General features: G+C 68.1%; 26 protein-coding genes. 12 read left to right on the plus strand and 14 right to left on the minus strand.

The features are described from left to right. Positions 1–118: 118 nt before the first annotated feature. Complete coding sequence (locus ACXI0D_RS09570) at positions 119–382, plus strand: hypothetical protein (RefSeq protein ID WP_005407925.1); 264 nt, start codon at positions 119–121, stop codon at positions 380–382. 160 nt (positions 383–542) lie between these two features. Here ACXI0D_RS09570 and ACXI0D_RS09575 read toward each other — a convergent pair whose 3' ends face one another. Both ACXI0D_RS09575 and ACXI0D_RS09580 read right to left on the minus strand, forming a co-directional pair. Next, positions 543–833 (minus strand): DUF3247 family protein, encoded by a 291-nt coding sequence (locus ACXI0D_RS09575; RefSeq protein WP_479642519.1) that lies wholly within the window; start codon positions 831–833, stop codon positions 543–545. A 43-nt stretch (positions 834–876) separates the two neighbouring features. Further along, positions 877–2,865 (minus strand): hybrid sensor histidine kinase/response regulator, encoded by a 1,989-nt coding sequence (locus tag ACXI0D_RS09580; protein ID WP_075675472.1) that lies wholly within the window; start codon positions 2,863–2,865, stop codon positions 877–879. 244 nt (positions 2,866–3,109) lie between these two features. On the opposite strand from ACXI0D_RS09580, the gene ACXI0D_RS09585 reads away from it, so the two are divergent. Next, on the plus strand, positions 3,110–3,676 hold the full coding sequence (locus ACXI0D_RS09585) for a DUF3016 domain-containing protein (RefSeq protein ID WP_075675473.1): 567 nt from the start codon (positions 3,110–3,112) through the stop codon (positions 3,674–3,676). 126 nt (positions 3,677–3,802) lie between these two features. On the opposite strand, the gene alr is transcribed toward ACXI0D_RS09585, so the two are convergent. Both alr and ACXI0D_RS09595 read right to left on the minus strand, forming a co-directional pair. Continuing rightward, on the minus strand, positions 3,803–4,870 hold the full coding sequence (alr, locus tag ACXI0D_RS09590; RefSeq protein WP_119007519.1) for an alanine racemase: 1,068 nt from the start codon (positions 4,868–4,870) through the stop codon (positions 3,803–3,805). Beyond that, a complete protein-coding gene (locus ACXI0D_RS09595; RefSeq protein ID WP_014035841.1) occupies positions 4,849–6,153 on the minus strand; it encodes a D-amino acid dehydrogenase in 1,305 nt (434 codons plus the stop codon). The genes alr and ACXI0D_RS09595 overlap by 22 nt, the downstream gene beginning before the upstream one ends. 149 nt (positions 6,154–6,302) lie before the next feature. On the opposite strand from ACXI0D_RS09595, the gene ACXI0D_RS09600 reads away from it, so the two are divergent. Then, complete coding sequence (locus ACXI0D_RS09600) at positions 6,303–6,782, plus strand: Lrp/AsnC ligand binding domain-containing protein (protein ID WP_004140558.1); 480 nt, start codon at positions 6,303–6,305, stop codon at positions 6,780–6,782. Positions 6,783–6,836: 54 nt separating this feature from the next. Here the strand turns inward: ACXI0D_RS09600 and ACXI0D_RS09605 are convergent, their stop codons facing one another. Further along, positions 6,837–7,037, minus strand: coding sequence for a hypothetical protein (locus tag ACXI0D_RS09605; protein WP_049463463.1), 201 nt, complete (start codon positions 7,035–7,037; stop codon positions 6,837–6,839). A 144-nt stretch (positions 7,038–7,181) separates the two neighbouring features. Further along, positions 7,182–7,556 (minus strand): classical arabinogalactan protein 4, encoded by a 375-nt coding sequence (locus ACXI0D_RS09610; protein WP_479642520.1) that lies wholly within the window; start codon positions 7,554–7,556, stop codon positions 7,182–7,184. 140 nt (positions 7,557–7,696) lie between these two features. Between ACXI0D_RS09610 and msrB the strand changes: the two genes are divergently transcribed. The 5 genes from msrB (at position 7,697) to ACXI0D_RS09635 (ending at position 10,927) form a co-directional block, all read left to right on the plus strand. After that, positions 7,697–8,164 carry a peptide-methionine (R)-S-oxide reductase MsrB gene (gene msrB / locus ACXI0D_RS09615; RefSeq protein WP_479642521.1) on the plus strand — a complete coding sequence of 156 codons (468 nt, stop codon included), beginning with the start codon at positions 7,697–7,699 and terminating at the stop codon, positions 8,162–8,164. 91 nt (positions 8,165–8,255) lie between these two features. Then, the gene (gene motA / locus ACXI0D_RS09620; protein ID WP_005407915.1) at positions 8,256–9,110 is read left to right on the plus strand and encodes a flagellar motor stator protein MotA; all 855 of its coding nucleotides are present in this window, start codon (positions 8,256–8,258) and stop codon (positions 9,108–9,110) included. Positions 9,111–9,113: 3 nt separating this feature from the next. Then, the gene (gene motB / locus ACXI0D_RS09625; protein ID WP_101764865.1) at positions 9,114–10,052 is read left to right on the plus strand and encodes a flagellar motor protein MotB; all 939 of its coding nucleotides are present in this window, start codon (positions 9,114–9,116) and stop codon (positions 10,050–10,052) included. A 97-nt stretch (positions 10,053–10,149) separates the two neighbouring features. Then, a complete protein-coding gene (locus ACXI0D_RS09630) occupies positions 10,150–10,638 on the plus strand; it encodes a hypothetical protein (RefSeq protein WP_014035836.1) in 489 nt (162 codons plus the stop codon). A 13-nt stretch (positions 10,639–10,651) separates the two neighbouring features. Further along, positions 10,652–10,927, plus strand: coding sequence for a DUF4031 domain-containing protein (locus ACXI0D_RS09635; RefSeq protein ID WP_004153991.1), 276 nt, complete (start codon positions 10,652–10,654; stop codon positions 10,925–10,927). Positions 10,928–11,074: 147 nt separating this feature from the next. On the opposite strand, the gene ACXI0D_RS09640 is transcribed toward ACXI0D_RS09635, so the two are convergent. Beyond that, positions 11,075–11,617, minus strand: a complete 543-nt coding sequence (locus ACXI0D_RS09640) for a DUF6630 family protein (RefSeq protein WP_075675476.1) — start codon at positions 11,615–11,617, stop codon at positions 11,075–11,077. A gap of 90 nt (positions 11,618–11,707) precedes the next feature. Between ACXI0D_RS09640 and ACXI0D_RS09645 the strand changes: the two genes are divergently transcribed. Then, the gene (locus tag ACXI0D_RS09645) at positions 11,708–11,956 is read left to right on the plus strand and encodes a DUF3297 family protein (RefSeq protein WP_012509930.1); all 249 of its coding nucleotides are present in this window, start codon (positions 11,708–11,710) and stop codon (positions 11,954–11,956) included. A gap of 81 nt (positions 11,957–12,037) precedes the next feature. Here ACXI0D_RS09645 and ACXI0D_RS09650 read toward each other — a convergent pair whose 3' ends face one another. From ACXI0D_RS09650 to ACXI0D_RS09660, 3 genes are all read right to left on the minus strand, one after another. Beyond that, on the minus strand, positions 12,038–13,687 hold the full coding sequence (locus tag ACXI0D_RS09650) for a Na+/H+ antiporter (RefSeq protein WP_014035832.1): 1,650 nt from the start codon (positions 13,685–13,687) through the stop codon (positions 12,038–12,040). 117 nt (positions 13,688–13,804) lie between these two features. Beyond that, positions 13,805–14,593: a dioxygenase family protein gene (locus ACXI0D_RS09655; RefSeq protein WP_049424806.1), complete on the minus strand. Its 789-nt coding sequence runs from the start codon at positions 14,591–14,593 to the stop codon at positions 13,805–13,807. A gap of 31 nt (positions 14,594–14,624) precedes the next feature. After that, positions 14,625–15,035, minus strand: coding sequence for a DoxX family protein (locus ACXI0D_RS09660; RefSeq protein WP_075675478.1), 411 nt, complete (start codon positions 15,033–15,035; stop codon positions 14,625–14,627). Between the two features lie 96 nt (positions 15,036–15,131). On the opposite strand from ACXI0D_RS09660, the gene ACXI0D_RS09665 reads away from it, so the two are divergent. Next, entirely contained in the window at positions 15,132–16,013 is an 882-nt protein-coding gene (locus ACXI0D_RS09665; RefSeq protein WP_479642522.1) for a LysR family transcriptional regulator, read from the plus strand. A 95-nt stretch (positions 16,014–16,108) separates the two neighbouring features. On the opposite strand, the gene ACXI0D_RS09670 is transcribed toward ACXI0D_RS09665, so the two are convergent. Continuing rightward, positions 16,109–19,171: a bifunctional diguanylate cyclase/phosphodiesterase gene (locus ACXI0D_RS09670; protein ID WP_119007522.1), complete on the minus strand. Its 3,063-nt coding sequence runs from the start codon at positions 19,169–19,171 to the stop codon at positions 16,109–16,111. A gap of 176 nt (positions 19,172–19,347) precedes the next feature. On the opposite strand from ACXI0D_RS09670, the gene ACXI0D_RS09675 reads away from it, so the two are divergent. Continuing rightward, complete coding sequence (locus tag ACXI0D_RS09675) at positions 19,348–21,459, plus strand: M13 family metallopeptidase (RefSeq protein WP_014035827.1); 2,112 nt, start codon at positions 19,348–19,350, stop codon at positions 21,457–21,459. Positions 21,460–21,535: 76 nt separating this feature from the next. Here ACXI0D_RS09675 and ACXI0D_RS09680 read toward each other — a convergent pair whose 3' ends face one another. Further along, a complete protein-coding gene (locus tag ACXI0D_RS09680) occupies positions 21,536–22,708 on the minus strand; it encodes an MFS transporter (protein ID WP_479642523.1) in 1,173 nt (390 codons plus the stop codon). Further along, the gene (locus ACXI0D_RS09685) at positions 22,705–23,919 is read right to left on the minus strand and encodes an MFS transporter (protein WP_101764859.1); all 1,215 of its coding nucleotides are present in this window, start codon (positions 23,917–23,919) and stop codon (positions 22,705–22,707) included. The genes ACXI0D_RS09680 and ACXI0D_RS09685 overlap by 4 nt, the downstream gene beginning before the upstream one ends. Before the next feature lie 133 nt (positions 23,920–24,052). On the opposite strand from ACXI0D_RS09685, the gene ACXI0D_RS09690 reads away from it, so the two are divergent. Continuing rightward, positions 24,053–24,640 (plus strand): TetR/AcrR family transcriptional regulator, encoded by a 588-nt coding sequence (locus tag ACXI0D_RS09690; protein WP_479642524.1) that lies wholly within the window; start codon positions 24,053–24,055, stop codon positions 24,638–24,640. A gap of 109 nt (positions 24,641–24,749) precedes the next feature. Here the strand turns inward: ACXI0D_RS09690 and ACXI0D_RS09695 are convergent, their stop codons facing one another. Continuing rightward, the gene (locus ACXI0D_RS09695) at positions 24,750–25,679 is read right to left on the minus strand and encodes an oxygenase MpaB family protein (RefSeq protein ID WP_101764857.1); all 930 of its coding nucleotides are present in this window, start codon (positions 25,677–25,679) and stop codon (positions 24,750–24,752) included. Between the last annotated feature and the right edge of the window lie 178 nt (positions 25,680–25,857).

Here is a 25,857-nt window from a genome sequence, read left to right on the forward strand (position 1 = left end):
CGGCTTGGCCGGGCCGGCCCCGGCAGGCCGCTTTGCGAAACCCGAACGGGGCCTTGATCCGCCAGAAACATTGAAACGGTCAGGGTAGAGGCTCCCCCGGAAACCCAGGAGAACCTGCATGCGAGCCTTGTTCGTCGGTGGCGTGGTCGACAACAGTGAAATGGACCTGGAAGGCAGCCATCCGCCCGTGCATTACCCAGAGGACACCGGCGGCGGCCACTCGCGTTACCGGCTGCACCAGGTCGGCCATGGCGCCGATGGCAGTGTGGCCTACGCGGTATACGGCGCGCCGGACCTGGCCGATGACGAGGTGGCCCGGGTCGCTGAAGAACGCGCCTACGCGCGCCGGTTCGAGGCGACGCCGACGTTGTTCGAGCACTGATCCCAACAGCCACGCATGGCGTGGCTCTACTGCAACCCCTGGAAAATCCACGCCATGCGTGGATGGCATGAGGCCAGGCCGATGACGAGGTCACGCACATCCATGCGTGGCCCTTTCCAGTAGATCCACGCCATGCGTGGATGGGGTTGGCAGGTTGCCGTCAGACCCTGGGCGGCAACCTGCGGATGCTGGCGATCTCGTCCAGCCACACGTGGTGCTGCTGCACCGGCGTGTCGTAGTCATCCAGCCGCAACTGGCCGTTGCTGCCTTCGTCGCCAACCTCGTTGCGGTACTGCTGCACTGTCGGTTTCACCGCGACGGTGCCGAGCAGGCGGCGACCATCGTGCAGGGTCAGTTCCACCTGCGTTTCGCCTTCCAGCTGCGGCAGCAGGGCTTCCAGGCGCGCAATCTGCGCCGGATCGGTATGGATACGGGGAGCTATGCGGGACATCGGCGACCTCCTGCATGCAGGGTCGCCGATCGGCCGTGAATGCTCAGTGCAGCGCGCTGTCCGCGCGGGGTACCTGCACCTTGCGCACCGCAGCCACCAGCTGCGCCACCGAGTACGGCTTGGCCACGTGCTCCTGGAAGCCCGATGCCAGCGCACGGCGGCGGTCATCGGCACGCGCCAGCGCGGTCACGGCTACCGCGGGCAGGGTCATGGCATCCACGCCCATGTCCTCGCGCAGCGTGCGCACCAGGCCATAACCGTCCATGCCCGGCATGCCGATGTCGGTCAGCATCACGTGGTACTGCAGATGGCCGGTGTCGGCCAGCAACGCCAGTGCCTCGCCGGCCGAACTGGCCGCGGACACGCTGGCGCCCTGCTCTTCCAGCATGCGCCGCAGGTACTCCAGCACTTCCGGCTGGTCTTCAACCGCCAGCACGTGCATGCCACGCAGCGGATAGGGCTCGACGATCACCGGCTCCAGGATCGGCCCGCTGATCACTTCGCGCAGCGGGCGCCGCTCGGCATCGGGAATGTGCTGCGGCAGGCGCACGGTGAACGTAGCGCCATGGCCGTGGCCCTCGCTGGCGGCGGTGACCGTACCGCCATGCAGTTCGACCAGCTGCTGCACGATCGCCAGGCCCAGGCCCAGGCCGCCATGGCGTCGGGTGGTGGTGCCATCGGCCTGGCGGAAGCGGCTGAACAGATGATTGAGGAATTCGGGCGCGATGCCATCACCGGTATCGCGCACGGTGATCTCCCAGTGGTTGCCGTCGGCCCGCAGCTGCAGGTCGATGCGGCCTTCAGCCGGGGTGAACTTGATCGCGTTCGAGAGCAGGTTCCAGAACACCTGCTGCAGGCGCGTGGCATCGCCCAGCACCAGGCTCGGTTGTTCGGGCAGCTGCAGGTGCACGTCCAGCGCCTTGCCTTCGGCCACCAGCTCCTGCGCGCCGATGGCCTCGCCCAGCAGCGTGCTCAGGTCCAGCACTTCCACCTCCAGCTGCACCTTGCCCAGCAGCATGCTGCTGAGGTCGAGCATGTCCGAGATCAGCCGCTTCTGCGCACCGGCGCTGTTGGCGATCACGTTCAGGCCCTTGTACAGCGGGCTGGTGTTGTCCACGCGCTGCAGCAGCAGCTCGCTCCAGCCGAGAATGGTGGTCAACGGCGTACGCAGCTCATGCGACAGCGTGGCCAGGAACTCATCCTTCAGCCGCGCCATGTTTTCCGCAGCACTGCGCGCAGCACGCTCGGACTGCAGCAGTTCCTCGCGGGCCAGTTCGATCTCGCGGCGTTCGGTCACGTCCGGGCTGCTGCCGGCCAGGCCGATGAAGCGCCCCATGCGCGAGAAGCGCGGGCGGGCGTTCATCTCCAGCCAGCGCCACTGGCCATCAGCACGGCGCGCACGCACCAGCGCATGCATCGAGCGCTGCGCCTTCAGCGCTTCCTGCAGTTCGTACTCGAATACCGACGCATCATCCGGATGCACCAGGCCACGCCAGACGTCTTCCGGCACACGCGTCTCGTCACCGCCGAAGAACTCGCTGAAAGCGCTGTTGACGAAGCGGGCATGGCCGCGCTCGTCGAGCACCCACACCGGCATCGGCAGGCCATCGGCCAGCGCACTGAAGCGGGCTTCGCTCTCGCCCAGCTCCACTTCCATCTGCTTGCGCGCGGTGATGTCGAAGAACAGGATGCCGACCTTGTCCTCGCCCGGCCGGCCCACGCGCACCGCGTCAACCGCGAACGAGCGGCCCAGCGCGCGCGCTTCCATCTCGAACTGGGCGGGGCGACCGCTGCGTGCGACCTCGCCGTAGATGCGGAACCAGTCTTCCTCGTGGTGCGGCTCCAGCAGGCTCATGCGCTGGCCGCGCGCATCCTTCAGGCCGGTGTGGCGCTCGAAGGCGTCGTTGACCTCGATGAAACGATAGTCGACCGCACGGTCGCCCTCGAACAGCACCTGGATCACGCAGAAACCGGCGTTGATGCGCTCAAGCACGCCATGATGCAGGTCGGGTTCGGGCGCCGGCACCATCATCGGTGGGCGCTCCACGAGGGGCGGCAGTGTGGACAAGGGCGTCTGTGCAGGCCGGGTTGGAGGCACAGCATCTTCCAAAGGGCGTATTCACAGCGTCAAGCGCCGTCAGTCATGGTTGACGACGATGAATTGGCGGCAACCACTCTTGCGGATGTCGCAATCGGCCGTTGCGGCCACGGGAAAGCGGGATCACACTCGATCTGTAAACCGCATCGTCCCCATCGAAGGGGCGCAGGAGACCGTCATGAACCGCTCATTGGCCACTGCCCTGCTGCTGGCAGGCGCCCTCATGGCGGGCAGCGCGAACGCCGCGCCGCGCGCCGTCACCGATCCGGATGCGCCCCGTGCGCTGCAGGCCAATGGCCCGGTCAGCGTGAAGTGGGACGATCCGGCCAAATTCACCGAAATCCGCCAGAGCACCAACCGCTTCGAGGCCGAACGCGGCAACTGGGTGCAACAGCTGGCCAGCTACGTGCAGACCACGGCGGCCAAGCCGCTGCAGCCGGGGCAGACGCTGGACGTGACCCTGGTCGACATCAAGCGCGCCGGCGACTACGAGCCCTGGCACGGCCCGCGCGGCAGCGACATCCGGATCATGCGCGACATCTATCCGCCGCGGATCACCCTGCAGTACACGCTGAAGGACGCCAGTGGCCGCATCGTCGATGAGGGCGAAGCCAAGCTCAGCGACACCGGCTACCTGCACAACCTGGGGCTGAAGAGCGACAGCGACCCGCTGCGCTACGAGAAGCGCCTGATCGACGACTGGGTGAAGCGGCAGCTGACAACGCAGGCCACTGCTGCACGCTGATCCCGGGCGGCGCCACCCACCGGTAGGTGTCGACCAGTCCCTACCGGTAGGTGTCGACCTTGGTCGACACGCATTCAGAGCGCCGACCAAGGTCGGCGGCTACCAGAGCCGAGCGTGGGCTCGGCGCTACACGTACACCTTCGCCACGCGCTTGACCGCACAGGGCAGCTGGTAGGCGCTGACGCCACAGCGCGGCGCCAGTTCCGACAGCGTCGGCGCAGAACCCCACAGCTCCACCACGCTGCCGATGCCGGCCTGCGCATGCGCGGTCAGGTCCACGGTCAGCATGTCCATCGACACGCGCCCGATCAGTCCACCCGGCTGGCCGTCGATCAGCACCGGCGTGCCATTCGGTGCGAACTGCGGATAGCCGTCGGCATAGCCGAGCGCGACCACGCCTACGCGGGTGCGCGCCTTGGCCACGAAGCGGGCGCCATAGCCCACCGGCTCACCGGCCTCGATCCAGCGCTCGGCGATCACCTTGGACTGCATCGTCATCACCGGGCGCAGGCGCTCGGTCAACGCGGTGTTGTCCGGCAGCGGGTTGGCTCCGTACAGCATCAGGCCCGGGCGGACCCAGTCGCTGCGCACATCCGGCCAGCCCAGCAGTGCCGGCGAGTTGCACACGCTGGTCTCGCCGTGCAGGCCGTCGATGGCCTGCGCGAAGGTCGCCGCCTGCTCGTGCGTGCGTTCGCTGTCCAGCTCGTCGGCGCGCGCCAGGTGGGTCATCAGCACGATGCGCTCGACCTGCGGCAGCGCCGACAGGCGTGCATGCGCCGCGCGGAAGCTGTCCACGTCCAGGCCGAGGCGATGCATGCCGCTGTCCAGCTTCAGCCACACCGTCAGCGGGCGCGGGCTGTCGAACGCGACCAGCGCTTCCAGCTGCCACGGCGAGCCCACCGCGAACCAGAAATCGTGTTCGGCCACCAGCGCCATGTCACTGGGTTCGAAGATGCCTTCCAGCAGCAGGATCGGCGCACGGATGCCGGCCTGGCGCAGTTCCAGCGCCTCTTCGATGGTGGCCACGCCGAAACCATCGGCCTCGCCTTCCAGCGCCTGTGCACAGCGCACCGCGCCATGGCCATAGGCATCGGCCTTGATGATCGCCAGGGCCTTGCCACCGCCCAGTTCACGGGCGAGCCGGTAGTTGCTGCGCAGGGCGCCCAGATCGATCAGCGCGCGGGCAGGACGCATGTGCGGTTCTCATGTTGCGGGGCGTGACCGTACTGGCCGTAGCGGAAAATATCCAGGCCTTCGGTGCTGATCTGCGGCTGGCGCGCGCTCATCAGGTCGGCCAGGTAGCGACCGGAGCCGCAGGCCATGGTCCAGCCCAGGGTGCCGTGGCCGGTATTGAGGTACAGGTTGCGGAACGGCGTGGCGCCGATCACCGGCGTGCCGTCTGGCGTGGCCGGGCGCAGGCCGGTCCAGAACTGCGCGCGCGACAGGTCGCCGCCCTTCGGGTAGAGGTCGCTGACCACCAGTTCCAGGGTCTCGCGGCGGCGCTGCGACAGCGACAGGTCGAAGCCGGCCACTTCGGCCATGCCACCGACGCGGATGCGGTCGTCGAAGCGGGTCACCGCCACCTTGTAGCTCTCGTCAAGGATGGTCGAGGTCGGCGCCATCGCCGGGTCGGTGATCGGCAGGGTCAGCGAGTAGCCCTTCAGCGGGTACACCGGCAGGCGCATGCCCAGCGGTGCAACCAGCGCCGGCGAATAGCTGCCCAGCGCGACCACGAAGCGGTCGGCGGTTTCCAGCTTGCCGTCGATGCGCACGCCGGTGATGCGGTCGCCATCGAACTCCAGGCCAGTGATGTCCTGGTCGAAGCGGAATTCGACGCCGGCATCCACGCACATCTGCGCCAGGCGGCGGGTGAACAGCTGGCAGTCGCCGGTCTGGTCACGCGGCAGGCGCAGCGCGCCGACCAGGCCATCGACATGGGCCAGGGCCGGTTCGGCCTGGATGATGCCGGCGCGGTCCAGCACCTCGTACGGCACGCCGTACTGGGCCAGGATCTCGATGTCCTGCGCCGACGCATCCAGCTGCTGCTGGGTGCGGAACAGCTGGGTGGTACCCAGGTCGCGGCCTTCGAACTCGATGCCGATCTGCGCGCGCAGCTCGTTCAGGCAGTCGCGGCTGTACTCGGACATGCGCACCATGCGCGCCTTGTTGATCGCGTAGCGCTCGTGGGTGCAGTTGCGCAGCATCTGCCACAGCCAGCGGTACTGGGCCAGGTCCATGCCCGGCTTGATCGCCAGCGGCGCGTGCTTCTCGAACAGCCAGCCGATGGCCTTCTTCGGCACGCCCGGGGCCGCCCACGGCGAGGTGTAGCCGAACGACAGCTGGCCGGCATTGGCGAAGCTGGTCTCCAGCGCCGGGCCGGGTTGGCGGTCGATGACCGTGACTTCAAACCCGGCCTGTCGCAGGTACCAGGCACTGGTGGTGCCGATCACGCCGCTGCCGAGAACTAGGACTCGCATGAGACTTCTCCAACCCGATCATTCCCTGCACTGGAGCGTGCCGGGACCATAATTGGGGAAGTATAGACAGCCAATACCAGTTGATTTGCCTGATTTGAAATCAACCGGCAGGATGTTCTCCTGCAATTCATTCCCCAAGGTTGACGGCCATGGCCACCCGTACCCGCGAACTGGACAAGATCGACCGCAAGATCCTGCGCATCCTGCAGGCCGAGGGCCGTATTTCCTTCACCGAATTGGGTGAGCGGGTCGGCCTGTCGACCACCCCGTGCACCGAGCGCGTGCGCCGGCTCGAGCGCGAAGCGGTGATCACCGGCTACCACGCCCACCTGGACCCGGCGGCGGTGAAGGCCAGCCTGCTGGTGTTCGTGGAGATCAGCCTGGCCTACAAGTCCGGTGACATCTTCGAGGAGTTCCGGCGCGCCGCCCTTAAGCTGCCCAACGTGCTGGAGTGCCATCTGGTCTCGGGCGACTTCGATTACCTGCTGAAGGCGCGGATCAGCGAGATGGCCTCCTACCGCAAGCTGCTCGGCAGCACCTTGCTGACACTGCCGCATGTGCGTGAGTCGAAGAGCTACATCGTGATGGAAGAGGTGAAGGAGACGCTGAGCCTGCCGATTCCGGATTGAGACCGGAAAGGGTTGGGGTCAGATCCCGCAACGCGGCCTCTGACCCCGATTCCGTCAGCGCTGCTGCGGGTGCTTCTGCGAGCGCTGTTCCTGCTGCTTGCCACCCTTGTGCGGCTGCTGCGGCTCCATCTGCTGCTGTTGCTGCTGTTGCTGCTGTTGCTGCTGTTGCTGCTGCGGGTTGCGGCCCTGCGGTTCCTTGCCGGGATGACGGTTCTGCTGGTTTTTCATGATCGCGATCCAGTGGACGAAGGACATGCGGCGGCGGGATGCCGGCGCAGGGCCACGGTGGTCCCGGAACGGTTAATCGCAGGCGAAAAAGCAGTGATTGGCAGGAAGCCGTTTTCGTGCGTTCAGCCCGCACGGCGCGCAGTCGCTGCCAACCTTGCCTGGCACCCGAGGTCAGCGCTTGATCTGCTGGCCGTCGCCGGCCGGCACGCTGTCGTAATAGCGGCCGGTGCGTGAATCGAACACGCGGTTGGGGCCGGCCGGGCGCACGCCAGGCACGATGCGGCCATTGCGGTCATAGACCTTGTCGGCCGGCTTCGGTACCGACGCCGGCGCGACCTGGGCAGGACCGGTGGACCTGATCGGCTGCGCCGGCTGCGGCGACGGCAACACCTGCGGCTGCGGGCGGGCGGCCTGCGGCGGCGGTACCACCGGCGCCGGTGCCACGGTGGTCGCACTGCGGGTGGCGGTGGGGTCGGCGGTAGGCACCTGGGCCAGCGCCAATGCGGGCAACAGGGCCATCAACAGCAGGGGAAGGGTCGGTTTCATGGCACGCTCCGGCGTGGATCACATTCACCTTGCGCCTGTACCTGTGTGCCGCCCATGAACGGCCGTCACACTTGCAAGCGCGCGCCGGCACCCCCACGTTTTCCGGCATCCCCAGGCCATCGACCCCACGGAGAGCCGGCATGACTGCCTTCGACCTGACGCCCCCCACCGCCACCCAGACCGAGGCGCTGATTGCCGGCCTCAGGAGCGAAGAGCGCCGCGTGCTGCTGCAGCACGGCACCGAAGCGCCATTCTGCGGGGTGTTCCTCGACAACAAGCGCGAGGGCGTCTACTGCTGCCGGCTGTGTGCGCTGCCGCTGTTCCGCTCCAGCACCAAGTTCGATTCCGGTACCGGCTGGCCCAGCTTCTTCGCCCCGTTCGACCCGGCGCACGTGCGCGAGATCCGCGATACCAGCCATGGCATGGTGCGCACCGAGATCACCTGCGCGCGCTGCGGCAGCCACCTGGGCCACGTGTTCCCGGACGGCCCGCCGCCCACCTACGAGCGCCACTGCCTGAACTCCGTCTCACTTTCGTTCACCGGCAATGGCGAGCCCTGGCCCGACCCGTTGCAGCGTGGCGGCGCAGAAAGCGGCGTGGCGGGCTGAAACACCCCGCTGACCGATTTCACAGAATTCCCTCTTCAGAAAACCGGGGGACGGGCCGACAAGGAGATATCCCCTCTCCTTGCGTTGCCCCATGCTCATCATCGTTGGATTCCTGGTCGTCATCATCAGCGTGATCGGGGGCTACCTCGGTGCCCACGGCCGCCTGGGTGCCCTCTGGCAGCCCTACGAACTGGTCATCATCGGCGGCGCCGCACTCGGCGCCTTCCTGGTCGGCACCCCGGCCAAGACGGTCAAGCAGACCCTGCAGGCCATGGTCGGCGTGTTCAAGGGCCCGCGCTACAAGCAGCAGGACTACATCGATGTGCTCAGCCTGCTCTATGAACTGCTCAACAAGGCCCGCCGCGAAGGCTTCATGGCGCTGGAAGACCATGTGGAGCGCCCGGCCGAGAGCGCGCTGTTCGGCAACTACCCCAAGGTGCAGGCCGATCACCACCTGATCGACTTCATCACCGACTGCCTGCGCCTGATGATCGGCAGCAACATCGAGCCGCACGAGCTGGAGCCGCTGCTGGAACTGGAGCTGGAAAAGCACCATGCCGAGGCGATGGCACCGTCGCAGGTACTGACCAAGGTCGCCGACGGACTGCCCGGTTTCGGCATCGTCGCGGCGGTGCTCGGCATCGTCATCACCATGGGCTCGATCGGCGGCGACATCGTCGAGGTCGGCGGCCACGTGGCCGGCGCGCTGGTCGGCACCTTCCTCGGCATCCTGCTGGGTTACGGCTTCGTCGGCCCGATGGCCGCCGCCATGGAAGCGCGCGCCGAGCAGGACAGCCGCATCTACGAATCGGTGAAGACCGCCCTGCTGGCCTGCCTGCGTGGCTACAACCCGAAGATCGCGCTGGAATTCGCCCGCAAGACGCTGCCGTCGAACGTGCGTCCGGCCTTCTCCGATTTCGAGCAGCACCTGAAGACGGTCAAGTAAGCCATGGCCGAGACCAAGCCCACCGTCATCGTCCGCCGGGTCAAGAAGACCGGCCACGCCGCCCATCATGGCGGCTCGTGGAAGGTGGCCTATGCCGACTTCGTGACCGCGATGATGGCGTTCTTCCTGGTGCTGTGGCTGATGGCCACGACCAACAAGAACGACCGTGCGGCCATTTCCGAGTACTTCCGCAACCCCAGCCCGCTGAGCGGGCAGAACGCCACGCCGGCGCCCGGCATGGCCGGCCCGGGCGGCGCCAGCACCTCGATGATCAAGCTGGGTGGTGCCACCGACATCTCGCGGGGCAGCAGCAACGATCCCTTCCAGAACCAGAAGGAAGCGGTGCCGCAGCCGGTGGACCAGCAGCAGCGCGACAAGCAGCAGCTGGAAGCACTGATGAAGGAACTGCAGGAAGCGATCAGCAAGAGCCAGGCACTGGAGCCGTTCAAGGACCAGCTGCTGCTGGACCTGACCCCGGAAGGCCTGCGCATCCAGATCGTGGACAAGCAGAACCGGCCGATGTTCGACCTCGGCAGCGCCACGCTGAAGCCGTACACGCAGCAGATCCTGCACGAGCTGGCCAACTACCTGAACCACGTGCCGAACCGGATCAGCCTGACCGGCCACACCGACATCACCGCCTATTCGGCTGCGCGCGGCTACGGCAACTGGGAACTGAGCGCCGATCGTGCCAACGCCGCACGCCGCGCGCTGGTGGACGGCGGCCTGGAGGACAGCAAGATTACCCGCGTGGTCGGCCTGTCGTCGTCGGTGCTGTTCGACAAGGCCGACCCGCAGAACCCGATCAACCGCCGCATCAGCATCGTGGTGATGACCCAGGCCGCCGAAGCAGCCGCCCTGGCCGGTGCCGGCCCGCAGGTGGGGCTGTCGGCCCCCGCCGCCGACCCGGACGTGCAGGCCGCGCAGGGGCCGGCGCGCTGAATCGGGGTCAGATCCCTTTCCATGGGAAAGGGATCTGACCCCGCCTGCACGCGGCCGCTACAATGGCGGTCTTTCCGTTTCCAGGTGACCCCACCCCATGTCCCAGAACTCCAAGGCCAAGCGCGACAAGCGCAAGAAGCAGCAGGCCAAGCGCCCGTTCCTCCGCCTGAACGCCCAGCAGCAGGTGCAGAACCATGCCGTGCTGACCAACGAAGACGGCCAGGTGGTTGCGGCCATCGGCCTGCAGGGCCGTGAGTGGCTGCTGGCCATCGGCGGCCAGACCATGGGCAACGCCGAGAATCCGGTGCCGATGCTGGCCATGCTCAAGCACCTGGCCAACGTGCAGGAGAAGGAAGGCCGCAAGGTCAACCTGGAATACTCCGAACTGCTGCAGAAGCTGCTGGACACCCTGGCCGCCGAATCCGAGCAGACCGCTGACGAGTACCTGGACAAGCTGGTCGCCGAGTTCGAAGGCGTCGACGCTGCAGAGGGCGAGGAAGGCGAAGCCGCCGAGGGCGACGTGGCCGAAGACGCCGCTGCCGAGGCCACCCCGGCCGCTGACAGCGACAGCAAGCCGCAGGCCTGAACCGGCCGCGGCGGTGACGGTCTACGTCGATGACGCGGTGCATCCCTGGCGCGGACAGCGCTGGGCGCACCTGATGGCCGACACCCTGGCCGAGCTGCACGCGATGGCGGCGCAGCTCGGCATTCCCCCGCGGGCCTTCCAGAACAAGGCCAGCGGCGCCCACTACGATGTCACCGCCGAGCTGCGCGCGCAGGCGATCGCGCTCGGTGCGCGGGCGATTTCCCGGCACGCCGACCGCGAGCTGGTCAAAGCAGTGATCGCCAACGCCAGGGCGCAATACCGGCCGTAGGCAGGCGTGGGTGGCTACCGCTTGCTGTGCTGGGTGGGGCTACCACTTGCTGTGGTGGGTGCGGACCTTGGTCCGCACATCAGGCACAGGGCATGCCGAGCAAGGTTGGCATCCCCCATAGGCGGGCTCCGCACCCACCTGCCCTGCTCAGAACGGGTCGCTGCCCAGCCGGATTTCCACGTTCAGCAGCGAGCACAGCGCCAGCATCGCGTCGTCGTCGCGGGTCAGCGCCATCACGCCGGTGAAGCCGTCGCTGCCGGCATCCACGCTCCACAGCGTGTAGTTGTGCTCGCGCAGGCGGTCGAAGGCGGTGGACATCAGCTGCACGCCGTCCAGGTCTTCGGTGAAGTCCTCGTCGTCCAGGTCGCCGCCCCAGTCCAGCTGCAGGTTGAAGCGTGCCGACAGCTCGTTCACCGCCGACTGCAGCGATTCCAGGTCGTCACGCTCGACCTCGAAACCGGACTGCCAGGCAATGGCCGTGAACAGCGCCGGCAGCCAGTCGCTGTCCGCTTCCAGCGGCTGCCCGTCCTCGGACAGGTGCTCGCGCCAGCGGTTGAACTGCTGCAGGGCCAGCTCTTCGTCGCCCGGGTTGATCAGCACCAGCAGGTTCCAGACCCGCGCCTCGAAGCCCTCCTCGTCGAAGTCGTGGATGTCTTCCTCGAAGTCGAAATAGTCGCTGTTGTCGGGCATGGCGGAACTTCCTCTGGGGCAGGCCGGCATTCTACGGTTTATCCTGTGCCGCTGAAGCCGGCCTTGGTGGCCGTCACTGTGAATGAAGCGATGAGCGATACCCCTCCCGACCACCTGGCGATCAACCCGGCCAGCCCCTTCCATGATGCGCAGGCGCTGGAGCGCGGCGTCGGTGTGCGTTTCAACGACGTCGAGCGCGACAACGTCGAGGAATACTCGGTCAGCGAAGGCTGGATCCGCGTGCAGGCCGGCAAGGCCCGCGACCGCCGCGGCAACCCGATGACCATCAAGGTCAAGGGCAAGGTCGAGGCGTATTTCCTGGAAACGAAGCCGGAATAAGCACGGCTCCCGGATCCTGGGGTCAGCTCCCTTTCCTGCGGAAAGGGAGCTGACCCCGATCAACGGTACCCGACCACAGCGTCATTCGCGCTTGCGCGATTCCAGCAGGTCCAGGTTGCGGATCAGGCGCCGCGAGATCTCGTCGGAGATCACTCCGCGCCGGGTCAGCCGGAACAGTTCTTCGCGCTCGGCATTCAGGCCTGCGCTGCGCAGCTGGCGGTAACCCAGCTCCATGCGCCGCACTTTCTCCGGGTCCACGTCGGGCCCGTCGTTGTCCTTCTCCAGATGCCGCTGGTACAGCAGGCTCACCCGCGAGGCGGCGTCGTTGTACAGCTGCACGTTCTCGGTGTTCTGGTTCATCACCAGCTGCTGGCGCATGCGTTCGACCCCGGCCAGCGCGGCCTTGGAGGACAGCTTGCGTGCCAGGTCCTCTTCCTTGCGCTCGCCCGAATCGGCTGGCAGCTGCAGGCCCTTCAGCAGCTGCGGCAGCGCCACGCTGGCGCCGATCAGCGAGAACAGGATCACCGCCGCCGCCAGGAAGATCACCAGGTCGCGCGCCGGGAACGCACTGCCATCGGGCAGGAACAGCGGCAGCGTCAACACACCGGCCAGGGTGATCGCGCCGCGCACGCCGGCCACCGAGGTCGCCACCACGATGCGCCAGTTCGGTGCCTCGCCCCGCTCCAGGCCGCGGCGGCGCGCGCGCAACAGGTTCCAGCGCAGCGACAGCCATACCCACAGCAGGCGCAAGGTGATCAACGCCAGGTTGATCACCACCACGTACACCACCAGCCACCACGCACTCTGGTGGCCGGACTCGTTCATGGTGGTGGTGGCGCGCTCGACGATGCCCGGCAACTGCTCGCCCAGCAGCACGAACATGATGCCGTTGAAGCTGAACTGCAGCATGTTCCAGACCCCCGCACGCTGCACGCGCATGCTGCCGGAAACACGGCCGGTCAGCTCGACGTAGCTCATCGCGATACCGGCGGCGACCGCGGCGAGGATGCCCGAGGCATGGATTTCTTCGGCCAGCAGATAGGCCGCGAACGGGATCAGCAGGTTGACCAGCATCGCGGCACCCGGCTCTTCGCCGAAGCGGCGCCACAACCAGCGCTGGAACGTGGACACGCCGAGGGTGACCGCCACGCCCACGGCAAGGCCGGCCACCGCCACCCACAGGAAGGTCAGCGAGGCCGTGGCCAGCGAGAAGGAGCCGGTCATCACCGCCGCCACTGCGAAGCGGAAGCAGACCAGGCCGGACGCATCATTGAGCAGCGACTCGCCTTCCAGGATGTGCATCAGTCGCTTCGGGATCGGTGCCTTGGAGGCGATTGCCCCGACCGCCACCGGGTCGGTCGGCGAGACGATGGCCGCCAGCGCGAAGCACACCGCCAGCGGCATCACCGGAATCATCCAGTGGATCAGCAGGCCGGCGCCGATCACGGTGAACACCACCAGGCCGAACGCCAGTTCGAGGATCGCGCCCTTGTCGCGGAACAGGCCCTGCTTGGGGATGCGCCAGCCATCCAGGAACAGCAGCGGTGGCAGGAACAGCAGGAAGAACACCTCCGGCTCCAGCGCATGGCCGCGGTTGAACACGCCGGCGATCACCGCGCCCAGGCCGATCTGCACCAGCGGCAGCGGCAACGAGAACGGGAGGACGCGAACCAGATAGCCGCTGGCGACAACGGCCACCAGCATCGCCAGGACGACTTCAATGGTATGCATGCTTCTTCCAGGAAGCGGCGCGCGGGGAGGCTCGAGGGCCAGCGCCGGAAACCCGGAAAAAACTACCACATGCGGCCATGACCGCGACGGCCGGGGCCGCCGCGCGTCAGCCCCGGCTCATGCCCCGTCGAAGCGGTACAGATCCATGGCGAGGAAGCCAGCATCGATACCGGCGTCGATGCGGCGTGCACCGAAGCCGCCCTCGCCGGCCGCGCCCATCGCGAAGAACAGCGGCAGCAGGTGCTCGTCGGTCGGGTGCGCACGTTCGGCGAACGGTGCCTGCCGGCGGTAATCCAGCAGGGCCTGGCGGTCATCGGCGGCCAGGCGCTGCTCCACCCACTCGATGAAGGGCCGCACGTACGGCGCTTCCTTGCCGTCCTGGTAGTCGCCCCAGTCGTGCAGGTTGTGGGTGATGCTGCCCGAGCCGACCAGCAGCACGCCCTGCTCGCGCAGCGGTGCCAGCGCGCGGCCGAGCGCGAACTGGTGCTCGGGGCCGAGCATCGGCTGGATCGACACCGGCACCACCGGGATGTCGGCCTGCGGGCGCAGCAGCCGCAGCGGCACCCAGGCACCGTGGTCGAGGCCACGCTGCGGGTCGAGTGCCACCGGCAGGCCAGCGGCGGCGATGCGGCCGGCCACCTCTTCGGCCAGCGCCGGATCGCCCGGCGCCGGGTACTGCAGTTCGAACAGCGCGCGCGGGAAGCCGCCGAAGTCGTGGATCGTCGGTGGCTGCGGATGCGCGCCGACCAGCGGCTGCCGGCCCAGCCAGTGCGCCGAGGCCATCACGATGGCGCGCGGCGTCGGCAGGTCGCGCGCCAGCTCGGCCAGGCGCACGCCGACCTGGCCCGGATGCAGGGCGGTCATCGGCGAACCATGGGAGATGTACAGCGAAGGCAGGCGGGACATGGAATCCTCCAGTTGCAGGGTCAGGCGGCGATCAGCGCGAACGCAGGGTCCACTTGCCGTCGCCGACCAGGAACAGCACCACCAGCGCCAGTGCCCAGAACGCCGGGTATTCCCAGCCGCCGCCGGCATTGGCGAAACCGAAGCCGTTGGCACCATGCACGGTGACGATGGTGCCCAGCAGCAGCGGCACGCCGACCAGGCCCACCCAGCGCGCGTAAATGCCCAGCAGCAGCGCGACGGTGATCACCAGCTCGACGCCGATGGTGAGGTAGCCGAGCACACCGGGCAGGCCCAGAGACTCGAAGAACGCCGCCGTACCGGCCGGGGTGAATACCAGCAGCTTGGTCAGCGCATGGACAAGGAACAGCACACCCAGGGCCAGGCGCAGCAGGGTGGCGCCGTACGGGGCCAGCGGCGAAACAGGAGCGGTCGTGGTGTGCATGGGGAAACACCTTGAAGGGAGTGGGCACAGGTTATTGCGCCTTCGCGAGCCAATAAATACGATGGATTGACCGTATTTATTTCAAAAGGCGCAACAATGGACACCCTCGAGGCGATGCGCGTGTTCGTGACGGTGGTCGAGCGCAACGGCTTCAGTGCCGCCGCCCAGGCCCTGGACATGTCCACCGCCGGCGTCACCCGCCAGGTCGCCGCGCTGGAAAAGCGCCTGTCCACACGCCTGCTCCACCGCACCACGCGGCGGGTCAGCCCTACCAGTGCCGGCGCGGCCTACTACGCCCAGTGCGTGCGCCTGCTGGCCGAGTTCGATGCACTGGAGGCCAGCATCGGTGCGCAGGCGCTGGAGCCCTCCGGCACGTTACGCATCAACGCACCGGTCAGCTGGGGCATCGCCCGCCTCGGCCCGTTGCTGGCCAGCTACCGCGAACGCTACCCGCAGGTGGAATTGGACCTGGCCCTGTCCGACCGACTGGTGGACATGGTCGAGGAAGGCTACGACGTGGCCATCCGCATCACCCGCGAGCCCGGGCCGACGTTGATCGCGCGCCGCCTGGGCGAATCGCGGGTGAGCCTGTGCGCCGCGCCGGCCTACCTGGCCGCACGCGGTACGCCACAGACGCCGCAGGAGCTGCAGGCCCACGCCTGCCTGAGCTACAGCTACTGGGCCGCCGGTGACCATTGGCCGCTGCAGGGGCCGGGCGGCGAAGTAAAGGTCTCGGTGAGCAGCCTGCTGCACGCCAACAACGGCGACGTGCTGCGCGAAGCGGCGATCGCCGGCATGGGCGTGATCCTGCAGCCCGACTTCCTGCTGGAAGACGCGCTGGCCGATGGCCGCCTGGTGCGCGTGCTACCGGAATGGGAGGCCTCGCCGATCGGCATCTTCGCGGTCTATACCAGCCGCAGCCACCTGGCACCGAAGGTGCGCAGTTTCATCGACCATCTGGTGGAAGCCGGGGTATAGCCGAGTCTGGCGTCTGCCGGTAGTGCCGGCCGCTGGCCGGCAATGCGACACATCCCGGTCCTGGGCGAATGCCGGCCAGCGGCCGGCACTACCACTTAGGCGGCCACTTCATCCAGCGCGTCGATGATCCGTTCCAGCGGCGCCGGCCGCCCCAACAGATAGCCCTGCACCTGGTCACAGCCGTGCGCAGCCAGCCAGTCCAGCTGCCCCGGCGTTTCCACGCCCTCGGCGATGATGGTCAGGCCCATGCTGTGGCCCAGTGACAGCAGTGCGCGGCAGATCGAGGCATTGCGTGGATTGGTTTCCACGTCGGCGACGAAGCTGCGGTCGATCTTCAGGATGTCCAGCGGCAGGTGCTGCAGGTACGACATGCTGGAATAGCCGGTACCGAAATCATCCAGCGACACGCTGATGCCCTGCTCGTGCAGGCGCTGCATGGTCTGCATCGCCTGCGCCGGCTTGCGCATCAGGCTGCTCTCGGTCAGCTCCACGTGCAGCGCACCGCGGGCCAGCCCGAACTCCTGCTGGGCACGGGTGAACTCGGCCACCAGGTCGCTGTTGAAGAACTGCACCGCCGATACATTGACCGCGATCGGCAGCTCACCCCAACCGGCCTCGACCAGTCGGCGCTGCGCCTTCGCCGCCGCGCGGATCACCCAGCGGCCCAGCGCCAGGATCAGCCCGGTGTCCTCGCACAGCTGGATGAACTCGTTGGGCGGAATGAAGCTGCCGTCGGCCTGCGGCCAGCGCAGCAGGGCCTCCAGCGCCGCCGGGCTGCCATCGCTGGCATGCCGGATCGGCTGGAAGTACAGCTGGAACTCGTTGTCGATGGCGGCGTGGATGCGCCCGGCCAGGCGCAGGCGGTCGGCCAACCGCGTGGTCACCGCCGCGTCGAACCAGACCACCACGTTGCCTTCGGCGCGCGCCGCGTGCGCGGCCTGTGCAGCCATGCCGATCACCTGCTCGGCGCTGTGGCCGTCACCGGCGATGTGCACGGCCACGCCGATGCGTGGCTCGAACTGGTGCAGCGAATCCTTGCCGCGCATCGGCGCCGACACGATCTGCAGCAGGTCGTCCAGCACGCGCTGGGTATCGTGCTCGGCACCGATGGCGAACACGAAGTCTTCCGCCGGCTGGAATGCCAGCGTGCCGCAGCGCGCGCCCAGGCCACCGAGCCGGGTCGCCATCGACTGCAGCACCGCATCGCCGATCTCGCGGCCCAGCGTATCGGCCACCAGCTGCAGGCCGCGCAGCTGCACGAAGGCGATGGTGTAGCCCTCCTGCTGCTCGTCCAGCTGTTCGGTCAGGGCGCGCACGTTGAGTAGGCCGGTGGCCGGGTTGTGCCGCGCCTGGTAGGCCAGGTCACGCTCGTAGGCCAACCGTTCGCTGACATCCTCGGCCAGCACCAGGCATGCGGGCTGTCCGTCGAAATCGAGCCTGGACAGGTGGGCGCGCACTTCGAACACGCTGCCGTCCTTGCGCCGGTGCAGGCGCACGGTGGCGTCCTGCAGCTCGCCGACGCGGGCCTTGGCGATCGCGCCCTTCACCTCATCCCAGCCTTCGCGCGGGCGGATGTCGAGGATGCTCATCGCCAGGAACTCGTCGCGGCTGTAGCCGTACTGGCGCACCGCCGCATCGTTGACCTCGATGAAGCGCAGCGTATCCGGGTCGAACACCCAGAACGGCGCCGGGTTGCGGTCGAACAACAGGCGGAAGCGGCGTTCCACCTCGCTCACCTGTTCGCGCGCCTGGTAGCGCTCGCTCAGGTCGGTCAGCGCACCGATCATGCGCCGCTCGCTGTCGGCCACTTCCACCCGCTGCCCACGCGCGCCCACCCAGCGCACCTCGCCCCCGGGCAGTACCAGGCGGAACACCTGGTCGAGCACGGCGCTGCCGGCGAAGGCCTGGTCAAAGGCCTGCTGCAGGCGCGCGGCATCATCGCGATGCACGCGTGCAAAGAAATCGGCAACCGGCAGGGCATCGGTCTGCACCCCGAAGATCTCGCGCGCCAGCGGTGACCAGCGCAGCAGTGCGGCGTCCTCGTCAACGTACCAGGTACAGACGCGCCCGACCTGGTGTGCAAGGCGCAGCTCGGCGTGGCCTGCCTTCAGCTCCTCGGCCATCGCCTGCTGGCTGCGGGTGCTGCGGCGCACCGCGTACAGCAGCACCAGCAACACCGCGATGTAGGCCAGTACGATCGCCACTGACGCCTGCAGGTACGGCCACCACGGCGCCAGTACGTCTTCGTCGGCCAAGCCGACCTGCACCGCCAGCGGGCTGCGTTCCAGCGTGCTGATGGTGATGATGCGCGGCACGCCGTCGACGGCGCCGGGCAGGCTGCCCAGCTCGACCACCGCCTGCTTGCCGAGCAGGTCACGGCGCGGCAGATCATAGCGGCGACCCACCGTGCCGTGCGGATCGGGCACGCGGGCCAGCATGTAGCCCTCGGCATCGCTGATCGAGACCAGTCCGTTGGGGCCGACATCGAGGCCACCGACGATGCGCTGCAGTTCGCCACAGCGCAGCCGCGCCAGCAGCCAGCGGTCGCCGGCCATCGGCAACGCCAGCGGGACCACCCAGCCGCCATCACTGGCCCGCTGCGGCGGGCCGATATACAGCGCGCTGCCCTGGCCGCGGCGCTGCGGGTCGGTCCACAGCGGCAGCTGCAGGTCGCCCTTGCCGGCCGTCAGCGGTCGGCCATAGCTGTCGAGCACGACGATGCTGTGCAGCTCGGCATGCCGGCGCAGCACGCCGCCGATGGAGGCATCCAGCAAGGCCGGCGCCTGTGCCGGCACGCTGCGGAACAGTTCGGCGGCGTCGGCGGCGATGCCGGACATGGCCCGTTCCAGGTTGCGCAGCTCCAGCGCCAGCAGGCGCTCGCTGCCCACCGCCAGCGCACGGCTCTGCCGCTGCGCCGCTTCCAGGCGGCGGTGGTGGTCATTGACCAGCATGGTGGTCAGGCCGGCCACCAGCAGCACGCCCAGCAGCACGCCGCCCCAGGTGATGGCGCGCAGCGGCCGGGCCAACGCCCGTTTCAGCGCGGGCATCGGTTGATCTTCCTTGTGCAGTCGGCTGGCTTCATGCGCGAACGAATCCTCCACGTCCCCGACCTCAACGGCCGGCGGACGCCATTCTTGACGCCTGACCCCGTCCTGCATGGCCACCTCCCCGTGTCCGCGCAGGGCTCCAGGGTCCAGCATGCACCACCCCGGTGACGGCGTGAAGATCGCGTCTGCGCGTTCAGCCAGATCCTGCACAGGGCGGGCCGCCCAGGGGGGCGGCCAGTGGCGCTGGAGCGGATTAGACTTGGGGTTTTCCGCTGCAAGAGAAGTCCATGTCCAAGCTGCGCCGTCCCACCCTGGCGCTGGCCATCGTTGCCAGCCTGTCCCTGGCCGCCTGTGACCGCCCGGCCGACCCGGCCGCCGGTGCCACCGCGCCGGCCGATGCCGCCCCCGCTGCGGCCAAGCCGATGCTGGGCAGTTTCGGCTTCGATGCCAGCGGCATGGACCGCAGCATCGCCGCCGGCGATGATTTCTTCGGCTTCGCCAACGGCACCTGGGTGAAGAACACCGAGATTCCGGCCGATCGTTCGCGCTTCGGCAGCTTCAACGTCATCGCCGAGAAGACCCTGGCCGATACCCGCGCGATCCTCGAAGGCGCCGCCGGCAACACCCAGGCCAGCGGTGACGACAAGCTGATCGGCGATTACTACGCCGCCTACATGGACGAAGCCGGCATCGAGCAGCACGGTCTTGCGCCGGTGCAGCCGCAGCTGAAGGCCATCGATGCGATCGCCGACAAGGCCGGGCTGGCCCGTGCCCTGGGTGGCGACCTGCGCGCCGACGTCGACCTGCTCAACGCCACCAACTTCTACACCGACCGCCTGTTCGGCCTGTGGGTGTCGGTGGACATGCTGCAGCCGGACCGCACCGCGCCGTACCTGGTGCAGGGCGGCCTGGGCATGCCCGATCGTGATTTCTACCTGGGCGATGGCCGCATGGCCGAACTGCGCAAGCAGTACCAGGCCTACATCGCGCAGATGCTGCAGCTGGCCGGCGTCGCCGATCCGGCGGGCAAGGCGCAACGCATCCTCGCGCTGGAAACGAAGATCGCGCAGGCGCACGCCACCCAGGAAGAAACCAACGACGTGACCAAGGGTGCCAATCCGTGGACCCAGGCCGACTTCGCTGCGAAGGCACCGGGCATGGACTGGAACGCTTTCCTCGACGCAGCCGCGCTGGGTAACCAGCAGGACTTCATCGTGTGGCAGCCCAAGGCCGTGGCCGGCCTGTCCAGGCTGGTCGCCACCGAGCCGCTGGACGCCTGGAAGGACTACCTGGCCTTCCACGCGCTGGATCGTGCCGCCGCCTACCTGCCGAAGAAGTTCGCCGATGCCCGCTTCGCCTTCCACGGCACCGCGCTGAGCGGCACGCCGCAGCAGAGCGACCGCTGGAAGCGCGCGGTGGACGATGCCAACCATGCGGTCGGCGAAGCGATCGGCAAGCGCTACGTCGAGAAGCACTTCGATGCGAAGACCAAGGAGCGTGCGGACGAGATGGCGAAGAACATCATCGCCGCCTTCGCCAAGCGCATCGATGCACTGTCGTGGATGTCGCCGCAGACCAAGGCGCATGCCAAGGCCAAGGTCAACGGCCTGACCGTGGGCATGGGCTATCCGGAAAAGTGGCGCGACTACACCGGCCTTGAGATCCGCCGTGATGATCCGCTGGGCAATGCACAGCGCGCCGAGCTGTTCGAGTACCAGCGCAACATCGCCAAGCTGGGCAAGCCGGTCGACCACAGCGAGTGGGCGATGCTGCCGCAGACCATCAATGCGATGAACGTGCCGCTGGAAAACCGCCTGGTGTTCCCGGCTGCGATCCTGCAGCCGCCGTTCTTCGACGGTGCGGCCGACGACGCGGTGAACTACGGTGCGATCGGCGCGGTGATCGGCCACGAGATCAGCCACGGCTTCGACAACGCCGGCGCCCTGTTCGACGAGACCGGCAAGCTGCACAACTGGTGGACTGCCGAGGACCTGAAGCAGTTCAATGCTGCCGGTGATGCGCTGGCCGCGCAGTTCAGCAGCTACGAGCCGTTCCCCGGCGTGCACGTGAACGGCAAGCTGACCCTGGGCGAGAACATCGCCGACGTGGCCGGCCTGGGTACCGCCTACGACGCTTACCAGCTGTCGCTGCAGGGCAAGCCGGGCCAGACCCTGGAAGGCTTCACCCCGGATCAGCGCTTCTTCCTCGGCTTCGCCCAGGCGTGGCGCAGCAAGAGCCGCGAGCAGGCGCTGCGCAATTCGCTGCTGACCGATGTGCATGCACCCGGCCAGTTCCGCGCATTGACCGTGCGCAACATCGACGCCTGGTACCCGGCGTTCGAAGTGAAGGAAGGCCAGAAGCTGTACCTGGCCCCGGACAAGCGGGTCAAGGTGTGGTGATGTAACCGGAACGGGCGCCGCAAGGCGCCCGCTTCATTTCCGGGTAGCGGCCAACCTTGGTTGGCACTGCGTGGATCTACCGACGCGTTGTGGCAATCACCAGCGTGGCGACCATGGCAAGCCCGGCCGCTGCCCACAGATTCGCATGCTGGCCCACGCCATCGAGCAGCCGGCCACCGCCCCATGCACCCAGTGCGATGCCGATGTTGAACACCGCGACATACAACGCCGTGGCGATCTCCACGGCCTGCGGCGCCGCCTTCATCATCCAGCTCATCAGGCCCACCGATACGCCGCCGTAGGCCAGGCCCCACAGCAACAGCACCGCAATGCCACCGGCCGGCGTGCCACCCAGCCACAGGAACAACAGCGGCGTCAGCAGCAGGCCCGATGCGATCGCCAGCAACGTGCCACGTGGATGCCGCGCGGCCATCGGCCCGGCAATGAAGTTGCCAGCGATGCCGGCCAGGCCATAGGCGAACAGCAATGCACCGATCCACGACGCATCCACGCTGGAGGCGGATGTCAGCAACGGCCGCACATAGGTGAAGGCGATGAAGTGCCCGGCCACCAGCAGCAGGGTCAGCCACAGGCCCCGCTGCAGGCTGCGATGTCCGAGCTGCTGCACGAACTGGCCTGGCCGCACCGACGAGGTGACCGGCAACGCCGGAACAGCGCGCAGATGCAGCAGCATCACGGCCGCGCTGAACAGCGCCATCGCCGCAAACGCGCAGCGCCAGCCCAGTGCATCGCCGATCAGCGCGCCCATGGGCACGCCCAGCACGGATGCCGCCGCCACGCCACCGAAGATGATCGAGGTGGCCAGGCCGATACGGTGCGCAGGTACCAGCCGCGCTGCCAGCCCACCGGCGATGGCCCAGATGCCGCCCATGCAGAACCCCACCAGTACGCGCGCGGCCAGCAACCAGCCGATGCCCGGTGCCAGCGCCGAAGCGATATTGGCGACCAGCAGCAGGCCCAGCAGCGTGCACAGGATGCGACGGCGATCGATGCCACCGGCCGCGATCACCACCAGCGGTGCGAACAGCGCCGCCAGCAGGGCCGGCAGCGAGATCATCAGCCCGGCGGTGCCGTTGGAGGCGCCGAGATCGTCGGCGATAGGGGTCAGCAGGCCCACCGGCAGCATTTCGGTGGTGACCACCGAGAACGTGGCGAGGCCGACAGCGGACACCGCCCACCAAGAATGGCGGGGCACAGGCGCGGCATGCGCAGGCGATGAAGCGCTCACGGGATGATTCCTTCAGGGGATGTGGATGCAGCAGACGGGTGCAGTGCACGTTGCGCGAGCACGGCGAACAGCAGCACGCCACCGCCTGCCACCAGCGCAACGACAAAGCCGCTGCGCACGCCACCGGCGTCGATGCTCTGTCCGGACAGCGCAGCCCCCAGCGCCACACCGATGTTCAGTCCGGCCAACAACCAGGTCATGCCTTCGGTAAGACGCGTTTCGGGCACGCGCTGTTCGACCAGCGACATCGCCACGATCATCGTCGGCGCGAAGAACGCCCCGGCCAGCAGCACCGCCACGGCCAGCGCCGGCAGGCTGCCGACCCACAGCAGCGGCAGCGTGGTCAGCGCGGTGGCTGCAGCGCCCAGCAGCAACAGCCGCTGCAACGGCACCTGCAGCTTCAGCGCACCGAACAGCAGGCCCGCCGCACAGCTGCCCAGCGCATAGGCCGACAGCACGACGCTGGCGGCAAGCGGCTGCCCCCGCTGTTCGGCGAAGGCCACGCTGGTGATGTCGACAGTGCCGACGATCACGCCCATTGCCAGCATCAGCAACGCGAGCAGCCGGATCTCCGCTTGCCGCAGCAGTGAGCGCGAGGGCGTTGAACCTTCGCCGTTCTGCAGCGGCGGTTCGGTGCCACGCTGCAGCACCAGCGCAGCCACGCCTACCACCAGCAGCAGGGCGGCCGCCAGCACGCCGGCCTGCGGCCATACCGCCACCGACAACCCGACCGACAACGGCGGGCCGGCAATGAAGGTGACCTCGTCGAACACGGTCTCCAGCGAGTACGCGGTCTGCAGTTGCGGGCGACCGCGGTGGATCGCGGTCCAGCGCGCGCGCACCATCGCCGACACGCTGGGCATGCAGCCGGCCAACATCGCTGCGACGAACAGCATCCAGTCCGGCGCGGCCAGCAGCGTGCACGCGAGCAGCAACAGCAGGCCGGCCGCACTGGCCGCCGTGGCCCACGGCAGCACCCTGCGCTGCCCGCGCCGGTCGACCCAGCGCGATACCTGCGGCGACAGCAGTGCGTAGGTCAGCACGAAGGTGGCCGACACCGCACCAGCCAACGCGTAGCTGCCGCGCAACTGCGACAGCAGGGTGATGATGCCGATGCCGGTCATCGGCAGCGGCAGGCGTGCCAACAGGCCCGCGAGGGCAAGGCCCGCGGTGCCGGGGGCGGCGAACAGGTCGCGGTAGGGGGTAGCCATCGAATTCTCCAGGGCAGCGGCTTGCCTGGCGCACGCGGCGCCACGACAATACATACAGAGCGTATGAATAAGAGGCTACATTCATACGCGCCGTATGTAAATAATCATGCATCGCGTATGTAAGGAGCTCCGGATGGTCCGCCGCACCCGCGCCGAGATGGAAGAAACCCGCGCCAGCCTGCTAACCACCGCCCGCCGGGTGTTCGGCGAGCATGGCTATGCCGCGACCTCGATGGACGACCTGACCGCCCAGGCCGGTCTGACCCGGGGTGCGCTCTACCACCACTTCGGCGACAAGAAGGGCCTGCTGGCGGCCGTGGTCGCGCAGCTCGACGCCGAGATCGACCTGCGCCTGCAGGCGATCAGCGACGGCGCAGACGATGCCTGGGACGGCTTCGTGCAACGCTGCCGCACCTACCTGGAATTGGCGCTGGAACCGGAGATCCAGCGCATCGTGCTGCGCGACGCGCGCGCGGTGCTCGGTGGCGCCTCACCGGAATCGCAGCGCCACTGCGTGCACTCGATGCAGCAGTTGATCGAACAGTTGATCGCGCAGGGCGTGGTGGCAGCGGTGGATGCGCAGGCACTGGCGTCGCTGATCTACGGCAGCCTGGCCGAAGCCGCGTTCTGGATCGCCGAGGGCGAAGACGGTGGTGCGCGCCTGCGGCAGGCGACGGCAGCGCTGGAGATGTTGTTGCGTGGGTTGAAGGTCGCCGGGTAACGCCCATCCACGCATGGCGTGGATCTACTGCGGAATCCGCTCTGGTAGATGCCAACCCTGGTTGGCGCTTCTGTGGCATCGCGAAGTGCGTGCCAACCAAGGTTGGCACCTACCAGGCAACCGCGGGCCACTCGCGCAACACCGCCACCGGCACGCCCATGCGCGCGCAGGCGCGGCTGGCCAGGCCATCGGGCAGCGCGCGACGGAACAGCGGCGCCATGCCCTGCATCAGCTTCGCCGACGCCGCCGCCTGCGCGCGTTGGCGCGCACTGCGTTCAAGCATGCCTTCGGCCCAGTCCGGCAGCAGTGCCGCGCCCGCACCCAGGAACACTTCGCGCGACAGCCCCGGCACCGGTACCGGCAGGCGCACCCCGGACAGCACCTCCAGCACCTCGCGCGAGCGTTCGTCGACGCGCAGCTCCGGCTGCCGCGCACAGAAGTACGCCGCTACTTCCGCTTCGCTGCGCGGCACGTCCACCGCGCCCAGCGCCTCGGCCACGCAGCGGTACTCGTCGTAGTAGCGATCGGCGATGTGCGCCGGCACCTCGCGTCCGTAGCGGCGGAAGCCCTGCAGGAACCCGAACGCCTCGGTCACATGCACCCAGGTCAGCAGCTGCGGATCATCGGCGGCGTAGGGTTCGCCCTGCGCGGTCTGCCCGAGGATCTGCGCATGGATGCGGCGCACCTTGGCCACCAGCGCCTCCACCTCGCCGCTGGGCGCATAGCTGGTGCCGGCCACGAAGGCCGTGGTGCGGCGCAGGCGACCCACCAGGTCCTGGCGGAAATTGGAGTGGTCATAGACCCCGGCCAGCGCGCGCGGGTGCAGGGTCTGCAGCATCAGCGCGCAGAGGCCACCGGCGAGCATCGAGGGGAATTCGGCATGCAGCCGCCAGGTGACGCTGTCCGGGCCGAACCAGCCCGGATCGCCCTGCGGATGGTCGTAGTCGATGCCGCTCTGGCCACGCGGGAAGGCCTCCAGTACCCAGCGCCGGATCGGCGCGGTGACGGGGCGGGAGAGTCGCTGCAGCAGAGCCGGCATCGCAGGTCCAGGAAAGGTGGAAGAACGGCCGCAGGTTGCGCGGTCGCCCCCGATTCTGGGCGATCACGACGGCGGCGGCGAGTCTCCGCGCTCAGCCACGGTTCCATGTGCGGCCGCAGCACGTTTCACCCTGCGACATCCTGTCGCAGGCTGCGACCACGATGCTGCGCCGCACCAA

Source organism: Stenotrophomonas sp. C9D9, from assembly GCF_056491205.1.

What these genes read in the sequence shown, in the direction of transcription:
- ACXI0D_RS09665 (WP_479642522.1), top strand. Translation starts at nt 15,132, where the DNA reads ATGGACACCCTCGAGGCGATGCGCGTGTTCGTGACGGTGGTCGAGCGC.
- ACXI0D_RS09660 (WP_075675478.1), bottom strand. Translation starts at nt 15,035, where the DNA reads ATGCACACCACGACCGCTCCTGTTTCGCCGCTGGCCCCGTACGGCGCC.
- ACXI0D_RS09570 (WP_005407925.1), top strand. Translation starts at nt 119, where the DNA reads ATGCGAGCCTTGTTCGTCGGTGGCGTGGTCGACAACAGTGAAATGGAC.
- ACXI0D_RS09600 (WP_004140558.1), top strand. Translation starts at nt 6,303, where the DNA reads ATGGCCACCCGTACCCGCGAACTGGACAAGATCGACCGCAAGATCCTG.
- ACXI0D_RS09610 (WP_479642520.1), bottom strand. Translation starts at nt 7,556, where the DNA reads ATGAAACCGACCCTTCCCCTGCTGTTGATGGCCCTGTTGCCCGCATTG.
- ACXI0D_RS09575 (WP_479642519.1), bottom strand. Translation starts at nt 833, where the DNA reads ATGTCCCGCATAGCTCCCCGTATCCATACCGATCCGGCGCAGATTGCG.
- ACXI0D_RS09580 (WP_075675472.1), bottom strand. Translation starts at nt 2,865, where the DNA reads ATGATGGTGCCGGCGCCCGAACCCGACCTGCATCATGGCGTGCTTGAG.
- ACXI0D_RS09685 (WP_101764859.1), bottom strand. Translation starts at nt 23,919, where the DNA reads ATGGCTACCCCCTACCGCGACCTGTTCGCCGCCCCCGGCACCGCGGGC.
- ACXI0D_RS09645 (WP_012509930.1), top strand. Translation starts at nt 11,708, where the DNA reads ATGAGCGATACCCCTCCCGACCACCTGGCGATCAACCCGGCCAGCCCC.
- ACXI0D_RS09655 (WP_049424806.1), bottom strand. Translation starts at nt 14,593, where the DNA reads ATGTCCCGCCTGCCTTCGCTGTACATCTCCCATGGTTCGCCGATGACC.
- ACXI0D_RS09605 (WP_049463463.1), bottom strand. Translation starts at nt 7,037, where the DNA reads ATGTCCTTCGTCCACTGGATCGCGATCATGAAAAACCAGCAGAACCGT.
- ACXI0D_RS09695 (WP_101764857.1), bottom strand. Translation starts at nt 25,679, where the DNA reads ATGCCGGCTCTGCTGCAGCGACTCTCCCGCCCCGTCACCGCGCCGATC.
- ACXI0D_RS09630 (WP_014035836.1), top strand. Translation starts at nt 10,150, where the DNA reads ATGTCCCAGAACTCCAAGGCCAAGCGCGACAAGCGCAAGAAGCAGCAG.
- motB (WP_101764865.1), top strand. Translation starts at nt 9,114, where the DNA reads ATGGCCGAGACCAAGCCCACCGTCATCGTCCGCCGGGTCAAGAAGACC.
- alr (WP_119007519.1), bottom strand. Translation starts at nt 4,870, where the DNA reads ATGCGTCCTGCCCGCGCGCTGATCGATCTGGGCGCCCTGCGCAGCAAC.
- ACXI0D_RS09595 (WP_014035841.1), bottom strand. Translation starts at nt 6,153, where the DNA reads ATGCGAGTCCTAGTTCTCGGCAGCGGCGTGATCGGCACCACCAGTGCC.
- ACXI0D_RS09640 (WP_075675476.1), bottom strand. Translation starts at nt 11,617, where the DNA reads ATGCCCGACAACAGCGACTATTTCGACTTCGAGGAAGACATCCACGAC.
- ACXI0D_RS09690 (WP_479642524.1), top strand. Translation starts at nt 24,053, where the DNA reads ATGGTCCGCCGCACCCGCGCCGAGATGGAAGAAACCCGCGCCAGCCTG.
- ACXI0D_RS09585 (WP_075675473.1), top strand. Translation starts at nt 3,110, where the DNA reads ATGAACCGCTCATTGGCCACTGCCCTGCTGCTGGCAGGCGCCCTCATG.
- ACXI0D_RS09675 (WP_014035827.1), top strand. Translation starts at nt 19,348, where the DNA reads ATGTCCAAGCTGCGCCGTCCCACCCTGGCGCTGGCCATCGTTGCCAGC.
- ACXI0D_RS09670 (WP_119007522.1), bottom strand. Translation starts at nt 19,171, where the DNA reads ATGCAGGACGGGGTCAGGCGTCAAGAATGGCGTCCGCCGGCCGTTGAG.
- ACXI0D_RS09650 (WP_014035832.1), bottom strand. Translation starts at nt 13,687, where the DNA reads ATGCATACCATTGAAGTCGTCCTGGCGATGCTGGTGGCCGTTGTCGCC.
- msrB (WP_479642521.1), top strand. Translation starts at nt 7,697, where the DNA reads ATGACTGCCTTCGACCTGACGCCCCCCACCGCCACCCAGACCGAGGCG.
- motA (WP_005407915.1), top strand. Translation starts at nt 8,256, where the DNA reads ATGCTCATCATCGTTGGATTCCTGGTCGTCATCATCAGCGTGATCGGG.